Annotated in this window: 9 protein-coding genes; 6 read left to right on the forward strand and 3 right to left on the reverse strand. The window is 70.1% G+C overall.

Annotated features, from left to right (window positions below; genetic code table 11):
* Positions 1-191: 191 nt before the first annotated feature.
* Positions 192-1,109 (reverse strand): NADP-dependent oxidoreductase, encoded by a 918-nt coding sequence (locus J1C73_RS28755; RefSeq protein ID WP_207318935.1) that lies wholly within the window; start codon positions 1,107-1,109, stop codon positions 192-194.
* 121 nt (positions 1,110-1,230) lie between these two features.
* On the opposite strand from J1C73_RS28755, the gene J1C73_RS28760 reads away from it, so the two are divergent.
* On the forward strand, positions 1,231-1,695 hold the full coding sequence (locus tag J1C73_RS28760) for a winged helix-turn-helix transcriptional regulator (RefSeq protein WP_207318936.1): 465 nt from the start codon (positions 1,231-1,233) through the stop codon (positions 1,693-1,695).
* A gap of 121 nt (positions 1,696-1,816) precedes the next feature.
* Here J1C73_RS28760 and J1C73_RS28765 read toward each other — a convergent pair whose 3' ends face one another.
* The gene (locus tag J1C73_RS28765) at positions 1,817-2,605 is read right to left on the reverse strand and encodes a sugar phosphate isomerase/epimerase family protein (RefSeq protein ID WP_207318937.1); all 789 of its coding nucleotides are present in this window, start codon (positions 2,603-2,605) and stop codon (positions 1,817-1,819) included.
* A 151-nt stretch (positions 2,606-2,756) separates the two neighbouring features.
* Positions 2,757-3,857 carry a LacI family DNA-binding transcriptional regulator gene (locus J1C73_RS28770; protein WP_207318938.1) on the reverse strand — a complete coding sequence of 367 codons (1,101 nt, stop codon included), beginning with the start codon at positions 3,855-3,857 and terminating at the stop codon, positions 2,757-2,759.
* Between the two features lie 129 nt (positions 3,858-3,986).
* Between J1C73_RS28770 and J1C73_RS28775 the strand changes: the two genes are divergently transcribed.
* The 5 genes from J1C73_RS28775 to J1C73_RS28795 form a co-directional block, all read left to right on the forward strand.
* Entirely contained in the window at positions 3,987-5,138 is a 1,152-nt protein-coding gene (locus J1C73_RS28775; protein ID WP_207318939.1) for a Gfo/Idh/MocA family protein, read from the forward strand.
* A gap of 37 nt (positions 5,139-5,175) precedes the next feature.
* On the forward strand, positions 5,176-6,321 hold the full coding sequence (locus J1C73_RS28780) for a dihydrodipicolinate synthase family protein (protein WP_207318940.1): 1,146 nt from the start codon (positions 5,176-5,178) through the stop codon (positions 6,319-6,321).
* Positions 6,318-7,160, forward strand: coding sequence for a sugar phosphate isomerase/epimerase family protein (locus J1C73_RS28785; RefSeq protein ID WP_207318941.1), 843 nt, complete (start codon positions 6,318-6,320; stop codon positions 7,158-7,160). The genes J1C73_RS28780 and J1C73_RS28785 overlap by 4 nt, the downstream gene beginning before the upstream one ends.
* A 337-nt stretch (positions 7,161-7,497) precedes the next feature.
* Positions 7,498-11,079: a DEAD/DEAH box helicase family protein gene (locus J1C73_RS28790; RefSeq protein ID WP_307797821.1), complete on the forward strand. Its 3,582-nt coding sequence runs from the start codon at positions 7,498-7,500 to the stop codon at positions 11,077-11,079.
* Positions 11,080-11,084: 5 nt separating this feature from the next.
* Positions 11,085-12,346: restriction endonuclease subunit S (locus tag J1C73_RS28795; RefSeq protein WP_242644850.1), on the forward strand; the 1,262-nt coding region annotated here is incomplete at its 3' end.

Consider the following 12,346-nt stretch of genomic DNA (forward strand, 5'->3'; position numbering starts at 1 on the left):
CCTGGCCCTGTGGCCAGGGGGGCAGTCCGTACCCTTCGGCCGACGCCTGCGGGTCGAGGAGGAAGAGGGCCCCGATGTAGAGGAGGAACAGGCCGCCGAGGGCGGCGAGGACGGTGGCGAGGCGCTTCATGGTCATGGCGGATCTCCTGAGGTGTCGTACGGGGGGCGGAACGGAATGGGCTTCGGGCGGGTCAGGGGCAGATGATGTAGCGCCCGCGGAGGCCGCCCCCGGCGGTGGCCCGGTGGGCGTCGGCGGCCTGGTCCAGGGAGACGACCGCGTGGACGCGGGCCGGCAGTTCGCCCGCGGCGGCGCGGGCGAGGAGGCCGGCGAGCCGCCCGCGATCGGAGGCGGTGACCACGGAGGTGACCGAGATTCCGCGCTCGGTGGGGGGTTCGAGGCCGGGCCGCAGGCCGACGTAGGCGCCGCCGTCGCGGACCAGCTCGACGGCCTGGCCATTGAGCTGTGCGGGGTCGACGACCGCGTCCCATTCCGGCTCGGCGCGCGTGGTGAAGCCGGCGCCGAGGCCGCGGACGAACTCCTCGTCGCCGGTGCGGGCGAGCCCGGTCACCTGCCAGCCGCGTTCCCGGGCGAGTACGGTGACGTTCGCACCGACCGCCCCCGCGGCGCCGGTCACCAGCAGCCGGGCGGCCCCGGCGGGCGCGTCGCCGAGCAGGTCGACGATCTGCGCGGCGGCCAGCCCGTTGAGGGGGACCGTGGCGGCGGCCAGCAGGTCCAGCCCGTCGGGGACCGGGGCGACGTCGGCCGCTGCGACCATGATCTGCTCGGCGTAGGTGCCGTAGTCCCGGTCGAAACCGGCCACCAGGCCAGCCACCCGGGTGCCGGGGGCCAGGCCGGCGCCCGGCCCGGCCGCGTCCACGACGCCGGCGAACTCCCAGCCCAGACCAGTGTGTTCGGGCTGACGCACCAGACCGATCTGGTGGAAGAATCCCGCTGCGACGCCGAGGTCGGTGGGGTTGACCGTCGCCGCGGCGACGGCGACGCGGATCTGGCCGGGGCCGGGCTCGGCGACGGGCACGTCGATGATCTCGATCGAGTCGGGCCCGTTCGGGACGCGGACGACAGCGGTGCGGAAGGTATCGGCACTCATGATGGTGTTCCCTTGCGATGGGGTGATCGGTTCCAGGCTCCATGCTGGATTCGTTAACCTCTGCGCAGAAGAAGGCACTTGAAAGTGCGTAAGCCCCCATCGGGTGAGGAGGGAGCGATCGATGCGGACGCGGACGGCGGCTCAGCAGCGGGCCGAGGAGAAGACGAGCTACAACGCGTTCATGGAGGGCTGCCCCAGCCGCCAGCTGCTCGAACGGATCTCCGACAAGTGGGTCGCGGTGATCCTCGCGGCGCTCGGCAGCGATGGCCCGCACCGTCCCGGGGTCGACCACGGAGACGGGCCCCGGCCGATGCGCTATTCCGAACTGTCCCGCCGGCTCGCGGGCGTCAGCCAGAAGATGCTCACCCAGACCCTGCGATCCCTGGAAGCCGACGGCATGGTCACCCGGACCGTCACGCCCACCGTGCCCGTCACCGTCACGTACGAGATCACCGACCTCGGTCTGTCCCTGAACCGCGTCATGGCCGGCCTCAAGGACTGGGCCGAATCGCACATGACGGAAGTACTCGCCCACCGTGAGGAGCACCACGGCACCGGGGCCGAACAGGATGAGCTTGCTGTTTGAACCTGCGTCCGGCCGAACCGGGGCGTTCGACGGTGTTCCGTGAATCGAGTCCGGGCCAGGTCTCCTCTCGATCACCCGTCGGCCATCGAGAGGAAACCCACCGCGGGGGCGCCTGGGCGGCCTACTGCTTCGGCGCGCCCAGCCGCAGCAGGTGCTCGCGCCCCGCGCTCAGCAGTCCGGGCAGCTCCGCCGCCTCCGGGTGCCAGCGCTTCTCGTACTCCCAGCAGACCCAGCTGTCCGCGTCCAGGGTGTCCAGGCAGGCCCGCAGCGGCAGCACCCCGGCGCCCAGAGCGAGGGGTTCGGTGTCCTCGGCCGACGCGATGTCCTTCACCTGGACGTATCCCAGGTGCGGGGCCAGCACCGCATGGCTCGCGGCCGGGTCCTCACCGGCCAGCCAGGTGTGCATGACGTCCCACAGCGCACCGACGCTCCCGTGCCCCACCGTGCCCACCACACGGGCCACGGCCGCCCCCGCGCGGTGCGAGTCGTGGGTCTCCAGCAGGATGCGCACGCCCATGTCCGCGGCGTACGGAGCGACGGCGGCCAGCCTGCGGGCGGCGGCAGCGTCGGCCGTGGCGGGGTCCTGGTCGCCGCCGCCGGGGAAGACCCGGACGTTCCGCGCCCCCAGGTCCCGGGCAAGTTCCACCAGAGCGGCGAGCTCGTCCAGCACCGGCTGGTCGTCCCCCTCGGACGCCGCCCGGACATAGCCGGCCACGGTCAGGATCTCGATTCCGCCCCGCTTGAACTCCTCGACCACATCGGCCCGTTCGAGCATCGAGAGCCCCGGGTGCACCGGCTCCTCCGGGTGGGCGCGCAGCTCCACCCCCTGGTAGCCGTGCTCGGCGGCCAGCCGGACAACCTCGGATATCGGCAGCCCCGGCACCCCGAGGGTGGAGAAAGCGAGCTTCACGTGCATGTCCTTCCATCGGTACCTGCCGTGCCCCTGCACCGTACGGACCGGGCAGTGGGCGGCACATCATCGCCTCATGGCTTGACTGACGGATGCCCTGGTCACGGGTAACCAAGTCATCCCCCCGCGGACCCGGTCGCGGGGAGCCGGGTCACCCCCGCGGCACCGCCGTCGACCCCCGCACCATCAGCTCCGCCGGGATCGTCGCGATGCCGCCCGGCGGCGGGGTCTCCTTGCCCATCGCCAGCCGGCCCGCCCGCGCCCCCGCCTCGAAGAGCGGCAGCCGTACGGTCGTCAGCGCCGGGACCACGTCCACCGAGAACGGCAGGTCGTCGAAGCCCGCCACCGAGATGTCCTCGGGGATGCGCAGACCGCGGTCGCGGATCGCCGCGGCGGCGCCCAGGGCCACCGTGTCGTTCGCGGCGACGACGGCCGTGATCCCCGGTTCACGGCGCAGGAGTTCGACGGTGGCGTCGTAGCCGGAGCCGCGGTCGTAGGAGCCGTGCACGGTGAGCCGTTCCTCGTCACCGGCGTGCGCGGGGCGCCCGTCCCCGGCCGCGTCCCCGTACAGTCCCGCTGTCCTCATCGCGTCGCGGTGGCCCTCCAGGCGGTGGCGGGTCGTGGTGCGCTCCAGCGGTCCCGCGGCGTAGCCGATCCTGCGGTGGCCCAGCGAGATCAGGTGCTCGGTCAGGCGCCGGCCGCCGCCCCGGTTGTCGAAGGCGAGCGCGGCCAGCACCGATTCGCTGTCCGGCAGCGGCGGCCGCCCGCACAGCACCACCCTGGTTCCCGCGTCCGCGAGCTTCGCCAGCTTCGCGGACATCGCGGCCTGGTGCGCCGGGTCCTCGACCGCGCCGCCGGTGAGGACGACGGCGGCGGCGCGCTGGCGCTGGAGCAGGGTGAGGTAGGTGAGCTCGCGGGCCGGGGAGCCGCCGGTGTTGCAGACGACGGCGAGTTTCTCGCCGCCCGCCCGGCCGGAACCGTCACCCGGACCGCCGATCTCCGTCTGCGCCGCGCCCGCCATGATCCCGAAGAACGGGTCGGCGATGTCGTTGACCAGGATGCCGATCAGGTCGGAGGTGGCGGCCGCGAGCGAGCTGGCGGGCCCGTTGAGCACGTAGTCCAGATCGTCCACCGCACGCAGTACCCGCTCCCGAGTGGACGTGGCCACTGGGTAGTTGCCGTTCAGCACACGGGAGACGGTGGCCGGGGACACCCGGGCGCGAGCCGCCACGTCCGCCAGGGTGACTGTCATCGCATTCCTCCGAGGAGTGATGAGGGGAGAGGAGCCAATCAGCGTGCCCCCTCTTGTCCAGGCCGCTGTCGGCAGGCTAGCGTCATCCCGGATAGAAAGCGCTTGCTACGGCTGTATGGAGGAACTTTCGTGACACGCAGGACAGTGCGCATCGCCATGAACGGCGTCACGGGTCGCATGGGATACCGGCAGCACCTGGTGCGCTCGGTCCTCGCGATCCGGGAACAGGGCGGCCTCGACCTCGGCAACGGCGACGTGCTCTGGCCCGAGCCGGTCCTCGTCGGACGCCGGGCCCACGCGCTGGAGGCGCTTGCCGAACAGCACGGCCTGACCGAGTGGTCGACCGACCTCGACGCGGTCCTCGCCGACGAGACCATCGACATCTACTTCGACGCCCAGGTCACCTCGGCCCGGGTCGAGGCGATCAAGAAGGCCATCGCCGCGGGCAAGCACATCTACACCGAGAAGCCCACCGCCACCGACGTCGAGGGCGCCCTGGAGCTGGCCCGTCTCGCCCGGAGCGCCGGGATCAAGCACGGCGTCGTCCAGGACAAGATCTTCCTGCCGGGCCTGCTGAAGCTGAAGCGCCTCATCGACGGCGGCTTCTTCGGCGAGATCCTCTCCGTGCGCGGCGAGTTCGGCTACTGGGTCTTCGAGGGCGACTGGCAGGAGGCCCAGCGCCCCTCCTGGAACTACCGCTCCGAGGACGGCGGCGGCATCGTCGTCGACATGTTCCCGCACTGGGAGTACGTGCTCCACGAGCTGTTCGGCCGCGTCGCCACCGTCCAGGCGCACGTCCAGACGCACATCCCGCAGCGCTGGGACGAGCACGGCAAGCCGTACGCCGCGACCGCCGACGACTCCGCGTACGGCATCTTCCAGCTGGAGAGCGGCGCCGTCGCGCAGATCAACTCCTCCTGGACGGTCCGTGTCAACCGCGACGAGCTCGTCGAGTTCCAGGTCGACGGCACCCACGGCTCCGCCGTCGCAGGGCTCCGCAACTGCCGCGTCCAGCACCGCTCGGCCACCCCCAAGCCGGTCTGGAACCCCGACCTCCCGGTCACCGAGTCCTTCCGCGACCAGTGGCAGGAAGTCCCCGACAACGCCGTCTTCGACAACGGCTTCAAGGCCCAGTGGGAGCTGTTCCTGCGCCACATCGTCCTCGACGAGCCCTACGCCTGGGACCTGATGGCCGGCGCCCGCGGCGTCCAGCTCGCCGAGCTCGGCCTCAAGTCCTCCGCCGAGGGCCGCCGCTTCGACGTCCCGGAGCTGACCCTGTGAGCATCCACTGTCCGCTGGGCGCACCGGAGTTGATCTCGTGACCATCCACCTCCCGCAGGGGCCGTACGAGCCCCGCGCCACCCCGCTCGACCTCGCCCCCGGCGGGGCGGCCCTGGCCTCCCGTACGGTCTTCTCCGCCGCCCATGTCGTCGCCGACCCGTACGCGGACGTCAGCCCCGACTCCCCGGCCGCCGTCGACTGGGACGCCACCCTCGCCTTCCGCCGCCACCTCTGGTCGCACGGCCTCGGTGTCGCCGAGGCCATGGACACCGCCCAGCGCGGCATGGGCCTGGACTGGGCGGGTGCGGCCGAGCTGATCCGCCGCTCGGCCGCCGAGGCCAAGTCCGTCGGCGGCGCGATCGCCTGCGGCGTCGGCACCGACCAGCTCCCGCCCGGCCCCGCCTCGCTGGCCGAGGTGCGGTCCGCGTACGAGGAGCAGCTCGCCCTGGTCGAGGGGAGCGGCGCCCAGGCCATCCTGATGGCCTCCCGCGCGCTCGCCGCCGCGGCGAACGGGCCGCAGGACTACCTGGAGACCTACGCCCACCTGCTGCGCCAGGCCACCGAGCCGGTCGTGCTGCACTGGCTGGGCCCGATGTTCGACCCGGCGCTGGACGGCTACTGGGGCTCCGCCGACCTCGACGCGGCCACCGACACCTTCCTCCAGGTCATCGCCGAACACCCCGACAAGGTCGACGGCATCAAGATCTCCCTCCTCGACGCGGAGCGCGAGATCGACGTCCGGCGCCGCCTCCCCAGCGGGGTGCGCTGCTACACGGGCGACGACTTCAACTACCCCGAGCTGATCGCGGGCGACGACCGCGGCTTCAGCCACGCCCTGCTCGGCATCTTCGACCCGCTCGGCCCGCTGGCCGCCCACGCGGTCCGGGTCCTGGACACGGGCGACACCAAGGGTTTCCGTGAACTCCTCGACCCGACCGTCGAGTTGTCCCGGCACCTCTTCCAGACCCCGACCCGCTACTACAAGACGGGCGTCGTCTTCCTCGCCTGGCTGGCCGGCCACCAGGACCACTTCACGATGGTCGGCGGCCTCCAGTCGGCACGCTCGCTGCCGCACCTGGCGAAGGCCTACGAACTCGCCGACCGGCTCGGTCTGTTCCCCGATCCCGAGCTGGCCGAATCCCGGATGCGCGCCCTGCTCACGGTGCACGGAGGCTCCCGATGACCGATACCCGTAACGGCCTCTCCCGGCTCTCCATCAATCAGGAGACCATCAAGCAGTGGTCGCTGCCCGAGCTCGCCGAGGGCTGCGCGAAGGCGGGCATCGGCAAGGTCGGCCTGTGGCGGGCCCCCGTCCAGGAGTACGGCGTCGAGCGCACGGCGCGACTCCTCGCCGACTCGGGTCTGTCCGTCACCAGCCTCTGCCGGGGCGGCTTCCTCACCGCCCTCGACCCGGCCGGGCGGGCCCGCGCCCTGGACGACAACCGCGCGGCGCTCGACGAGGCGGCGGGCCTGTCCACGGACACCCTGGTCCTGGTCTCGGGCGGCCTCCCGGCCGGGAGCAAGGACCTGTACGGCGCCCGTGAACGCATCGCGGACGCCCTGGGCGAACTGGCCCCGTACGCGGCGGAGCGCGGCGTGCGCCTGGCGATCGAACCGCTGCACCCGATGTTCGCCTCGGACCGCTGCGTCGTCTCCACCCTGTCCCAGGCCCTGGACATCGCGGAACGCTTCCCGGCCGACCGGGTCGGGGTCGTCGTCGACACCTACCACCTCTGGTGGGACGACCAGGCGCCCGCCCAGATCGCCCGCGCGGGCGCGGCCGGCCGCATCCACTCCTTCCAGCTCGCCGACTGGATCACCCCGCTCCCGGCGGGTGTCCTGGTCGGCCGGGGCCAGCTCGGCGACGGCTGCGTGGACTTCCGCGCCTTCCGTACGGCAGTTGAGGCCACCGGCTTCGACGGCCCGGTCGAGGTGGAGATCTTCAACGAGGACCTGTGGGCGCGCGACGGCTCCGAGGTGCTGGCGGAGGTAGCGGCCCGCTACGTGGAACACGCCTGCTGAACCCGCGTCCGGCGCGTCCTGGCCCTTTAGGCAAAGAGATTGCCAAGCCGCGCAACCCTTGGGCACCCCGGCGGGTCATATCTGCCGTCGGACGCTTCCGGGGAGGGATCCGGGGGGATTGGGAAGCTCCGGCCGAGGGGGATAGCGAGTGGGGTCCGGTCGAAAGACCGGGCCCCGTTTCGCTGTCCGGGGCGAAAGCCGGCCGGTGGCCAAGGCGCTGCCGGCGGCCACGGCCGGTCCGTATGGGGATATGAACTGGCGAAACCAGGAGCCCGACCACTCCGCCCCTCGTAAACTCGATCACCTTGACGATGTGTACCGGCGGGGTGGGAACAGCGTGGACGACAGACTTCGGGACCTGGCCAAGGCATCACCGAACTTCGGTGTGCTGTATCAGCACCAGCCGCTCCTGGCCCTGTACGGCGCCCAGGCCGAGCTCAACGTCTTCAGCAATCCGAACGCCGCCCAGGTCCAGGCCGGCCAGTTCGGTGAGGTCCTCGCCGAGGACCTCGTGACACGAACGGGCATCCGGGTCTCCGGTACCCACCAGATCGACCGGCTACGGGCCCTCACCGGCATCGGCGCGCTCACCCCGGCCGTGCACGACGCCTTCGACCGGCTCCGGCGCGACCGCAACGAGGCGGCGCACGCCCATCTCTTCGACACCACCCGCGCCCTTGAAGCGGTACGGCTCTGCTACGAGCTCGGCGTCTTCTACCACCGCGCCCTGACCGGCAAGCGTACGGTCACCGCCTTCGTGCCGCCCGCCATGCCCGTGCTCACCGACCCGGCCGAGGTCACTGAGCTGCGGCAGGCACTGGACGGGCAGCGCGACGCACTGGCCCAGTCCCGGGTGAAGCTGAGCGAGTCCACCGACCGCCTCGCCGCCGAGCGCCGGGCGCGCTCCGAGGCCGAAGCGCTGATGGTCAGCGCCCAGCAGGCCAAGGCGGCGCTGGCCGTTCGCCTCGCGGACATGGAAGCGGAGATCGTCAGCCTGCGATCCAAGCAGCAGGCCCAGTACGAGGCCGCCCGCAAGCAGCCGCGCCGGGTGGACGTCGCCGCCCGCCAGGCCATCGTGCACCGCGCCCAGCGCCCGGCCCCGCTCAACGAGGTCCAGGCCCGCACCAAGATCGACGCGATGCTCGCCGACGCGGGCTGGCAGGTCCAGGACCGTGCCGACCTGAACCCGCTCGCCGGGCGAGGCGTCGCGGTACGGGAGTTCACCCTGGCGACTGGACGCGCGGACTACGTGCTCTACGTGGACGGCAAGATCGTCGGCGTCATCGAGGCCAAGCGCGAGGGGGACCACCTCTCCAGCGCCCTCGCCCAGAACGAGCGCTATGCCAAGGGTGTGCTGAAGGAGTACAGCCTCGCCGTCTGGCGGGCGTCCGAGCCCTTCGCCTTCCGGTACGCCACGACCGGAACCGAGACCTACTTCGTCAACCGCCTCGACCCCGAGCCCCGCTCCCGCGAGGTGTTCTCCTTCCACCGCCCCGAGACCGTCGCCGCGTGGATGGAGGGCGCACAGGACCGCCGGGTCCCGACCTTCCGGGCCGGCCTGCGCCGGATGCCGAAGCTGGAGCCATACGGTCTGCGCCTCGCTCAGATCGATGCGATCAGCGGCCTGGAGCAGTCCCTCGCCCAGGACAAGCCCCGCGCTCTGATCCACATGGCGACCGGCGCGGGAAAGACCTTCACGGCGGTCACCGAGACCTACCGGCTGCTGAGGCACACCGGTGCCCGCCGGGTCCTCTTCCTCGTCGACCGCAACAACCTCGGCCGCCAGGCTCTGTCGGCGTTCCGTAACTACACGACCCCCGACGACGGCCGGAAGTTCGCCGACCTCTACAACGTCGACCGCCTGGGCGCGGCGGGCCTCCAGGACACCTCGTCCGTCGTCATCTGCACGATCCAGAAGATGTACTCCCTGCTCAAGGGCGAGCAGCTGACGGACGACGACGCCCGCGACGACGCCACGGACGCGAACCAGGACGCGACGCCCGTCGACGCCACGGCGGACGACCCCGAGATGAACTACGCGACCGACAGCCCCATCGAGGTCGAGTATCAGCCCGACGTCCCTCCGGAGTCCTTCGACCTGATCGTCGTGGACGAGTGCCACCGCTCCATCTACGGCCTGTGGCGGGGTGTCCTGGACTACTTCGACGCCCACCTGGTCGGCCTCACCGCCACCCCGACCGCGCAGACCCGGGGCTTCTTCGACCAGAACACCGTCTCCGAGTACACGTACGAGCAGGCCGTCGCCGACGGGGTCAACGTCGACTTCGACATCGTCCGTGTCAACACGGATCTCCGGGAGCAGGGCGGCGCGAAGATCGAGGCCGGTACGACGGTCCGGATCAAGGACCGCAAGACCAGGGCCCAGCGGTACGTGGAACTCGACGACGACCTCACGTACACCACCGGCCAGATCGGCCGGTCAGTGATCACTGTCGACGAGATCCGCGCGGTGCTCACGACGTACAAGAACAACTGGCAGCGCTGGTTCCCCGGCCGCAAGGACCTGCCGAAGACCCTGATCTTCGCAGTGGGGGAGGACCACGCCGAGGACGTGCTCAAGCAGGTCAAGGAGGTCTTCGGGCGCGGCGACGACTTCGCAAAGAAGATCACGTACAAGAGCCGTCAGAACGGCGACAACCCGGACGAGTTGATCAACGACCTCCGGAACTCCCCCCGGATGCGGGTCGCCGTCACGGTCGACATGATCGCCACGGGTACGGATGTCCAGGCCCTGGAATGCGTGATCTTTCTACGGTCGGTCCGCAGCGCAGTGCTTTTCGAGCAGATGAAGGGGCGCGGGGCGCGCACCATTCCGGCCAATGACCTGCGCAATGTCACTCCAGACGCCGACGACGAAGTGACCAAGGACCGCTTCGTCCTGCTCGACGCGGCTGGTGTCACGACCTCCCTGCTGGTCGACGCCCGCCCCATGGTCCCGGCCACGGGCGCACAGGTATCGCTGGCCAAACTGCTCGACAAGACGGGCACGAAGTCGATCAGCGCGGAGGAGGCGGAGATCCTCCAGCGCCGCCTGTCGCGACTGAGCCAGCAGCTCAAGGATGAGGAGCGCGACCTCCTGGCGAACACGGCGGGCGGCGTCACCCTGGCCAAGATCGCACGCGGCATCGTGGACGCGGTGGACGTCGACGCGCAGGACAAGGCAAGGCAGCAGGGCGGTGCGGGCGCGGCCCGCAAGCTGGTCGAGGACGCTGTGGCCGTTCTGACCGGCAACCCGGAGCTGCGCCGCCAGATCCTGGAGATCCGCCGCGACAAGGACCTGACGTACGACGAGACGACGGCCGTCACGGTGACGGAGGTCGAAGAGGTCCCGCGTGAGCAGCGGGCCCGCGAGAACCTGCACGAGTGGGGCGATCTGCTGAAGAATCAGCGCGACCGCAACGCGGCGATCGGGGTCGCCCTGGGCAGCGGAAGCCGAGTCTCGCCGGCCGAGGCCCGGGACGCGCTCAGGGAACTCGCCGCGACGATCCGGGCCTCCCGGCGGTCCTGGACCCCCAAGGTCCTCTGGGGCTTCCACGAGGACCTGAACCAGGCGGTGGCCCGCCCGGGGCGAGAGGCCGGCATCCCGGACCTGATCAGCCTGATCCGCTACGAGCTCGGCGCGGACAGTGAGCTGCGCCCGTACCGTACGGTGGTCGAGGAGCGCTTCGAGGGCTGGCTGCTACGGCAACGACAGGCGGGCGTCGAGTTCACGGACGAGCAGCTGTGGTGGCTGGAGCGGATACGGGACGTCGTCGCCAGCGATGTCGGCATAGAGCCGGCGGAACTCGCCCACGAACCGTTCACGGAGCGCGGCAAGGGGCGCGGCTTCATGATGGCGTTCGGCGGCAAAGAGCCGGCGCTGGATCTGCTGACTGAACTGAATCGGGAACTGGCTTGAGCGAGATGGAACTTCCGATGGGCTGGGTGTGGGCCCAACTCGGAGATCTCGGCGCCTACATCAACGGACGGGGTTTCAAGAAATCCGAGTGGGCGAATGAGGGTCTCCCGATTATCCGTATCCAGAACCTTACGGGGTCGGGTTCCTCGTTCAATTATTTTGATGGAGAACTCGAAGAAAAGCATATCGTCAATGACGGGGATCTGCTCGTGGCCTGGGCTGCGACGCTGGGAACCAGCATATGGCGAGGCCCTCGGGCCGCTGTCAATCAGCACATCTTCAAAGTAATTCCCTATATCGATAAAAAATTCCTCCATTACCTCATTGATTACAAGATCCGCGAGCTCACTGCTGCCAGCCACGGATCTGGCATGGTTCACGTCACGCGTACCAGGTTCGACCGCATTCAAGTGGCGCTCCCGTCGCTTGCGGAACAGCGCCGCATCGTCGAGTCCCTCGAAGGCCACCTCTCCCGGTTGGCCGCGGCTGCCGAAGAAGTGAACCGAGCAGCCAAGCGGTCGAGCCATCTCTGGTCCGCAGTGCTCAACTCCGTCGCCCAGGGAGCTGTCGGCGGAGTGCTGGCGGCTACTCAGTTCGTGAGCGTTTCGGATGTCGCGGAAGTCAGCGGAGGAATTCAGAAGCAACAAAAACGGCGACCGGTGGACAATGCCTACCCATTTCTCAGGGTCGCTAATGTGGGTCGCGGCTTCCTGGATCTGGGAGAAATTCACAGAATTGAGCTCTTCCGGGATGAGCTGGAAAAGCATCGGCTCCGAGAGGGTGACCTCCTCGTGGTCGAGGGGAACGGGAGCCCGGATCAGATCGGCCGGGCCGCGACGTGGAAAGGGGAGATCGCTGACGTGGTGCATCAGAATCACCTCATTCGCGTACGCCCGGGACCCCGTCTGAACCCGCGCTACCTGGAGCTCATCTGGAATGCTCCTGTGGTGACCAATCAGCTGCGTGAGGTGGCCCGTTCCACGAGCGGGCTTTATACGTTGAGCACGTCGAAGGTCAAGTCGGTGCGTATTCCGGTGCCTCGGATCGCGGATCAGATGCGTTTGGTCGAGGCGGCGGAGACCTGGGAGACACACGTCATCCGTGCCAAGGAGACGCTGCAGGTTGCCGCGCAGAAGGGAGCCAGTCTGCGCCAGGCGCTGCTGAACCGCGCCTTCGCCGGCGCCCTCGTCCCCCAGGACCCCACCGACGAACCCGCCAGTGCCCTCCTGGCCCGCATCCAGGCAGAGCGCGCCGGCCAGCCCAAGGC

The sequence above is a fragment of the Streptomyces laculatispora genome (genome assembly GCF_017353455.1).
Taxonomy (GTDB): Bacteria; Actinomycetota; Actinomycetes; order Streptomycetales; family Streptomycetaceae; genus Streptomyces; species Streptomyces laculatispora.

What these genes read in the sequence shown, in the direction of transcription:
- J1C73_RS28755 (WP_207318935.1), bottom strand. Translation starts at nt 1,109, where the DNA reads ATGAGTGCCGATACCTTCCGCACCGCTGTCGTCCGCGTCCCGAACGGG.
- J1C73_RS28760 (WP_207318936.1), top strand. Translation starts at nt 1,231, where the DNA reads ATGCGGACGCGGACGGCGGCTCAGCAGCGGGCCGAGGAGAAGACGAGC.
- J1C73_RS28770 (WP_207318938.1), bottom strand. Translation starts at nt 3,857, where the DNA reads ATGACAGTCACCCTGGCGGACGTGGCGGCTCGCGCCCGGGTGTCCCCG.
- J1C73_RS28785 (WP_207318941.1), top strand. Translation starts at nt 6,318, where the DNA reads ATGACCGATACCCGTAACGGCCTCTCCCGGCTCTCCATCAATCAGGAG.